Source organism: Gluconacetobacter aggeris (assembly GCF_014174395.1).
GTDB classification, from domain to species: Bacteria; Pseudomonadota; Alphaproteobacteria; order Acetobacterales; family Acetobacteraceae; genus Gluconacetobacter; species Gluconacetobacter aggeris.
The window spans coordinates 1-511 of record NZ_JABEQD010000061.1; the positions used below are offsets into that span (position 1 = coordinate 1).

Here is a 511-nt window from a genome sequence, read left to right on the forward strand (position 1 = left end):
GGCATGCCCCCGCCAGGACGATCGTTCCCCAAATAACCTGCGCATCCCGGCAGAAGGGCGAGCAGGTGATTGGCGTAAGGGAGACTGTGTTGATCCACGAATTGAAACGACAGGGACTGGGTATCAGCGCGATCGCGCGACAGACGGGCCTGGACCGCAAGACGGTGCGCAGATACCTGGCCCGGGGTATTGAGGTCCCGCGCTACAGCCTCCGCGAGGAGAGCGAGCGCATTGCCGAACGCTTTCGCACCTATTTGCTGGGACTGACCCTGCCCCGAACATGCCCTCAGATTTAAGTTAGGGTCTGTGGGGTGTTGTATGCCTTGCCTGCGTGTTGAGCGAAAGCCTCTGGCGTCATGCCATTGAGGCTGGTGTGGGGCCTGACAGCGTTGTAGTCGGTCCGCCAGGCGTCGATGATCGTCCGAGCGTCGGCCAGGTTGCGGAACAGGTGCTCGTTGAGGCATTCGTCACGGAACCGGCCGTTGAAACTCTCAACGAACCCGTTCTGCTG

The 511-nt window shown here is 61.1% G+C and carries 1 protein-coding gene and 1 pseudogene; one reads left to right on the top strand and one right to left on the bottom strand.

The features are described 5' to 3' along the window. A pseudogene (locus HLH36_RS20310) lies at positions 1-296 on the top strand (hypothetical protein); the annotation flags it as partial. Here the strand turns inward: HLH36_RS20310 and HLH36_RS19575 are convergent. Beyond that, positions 293-511: integrase core domain-containing protein (locus tag HLH36_RS19575; protein ID WP_182987943.1), on the bottom strand; the 219-nt coding region annotated here is incomplete at its 5' end. The pseudogene HLH36_RS20310 and the gene HLH36_RS19575 overlap by 4 nt on opposite strands.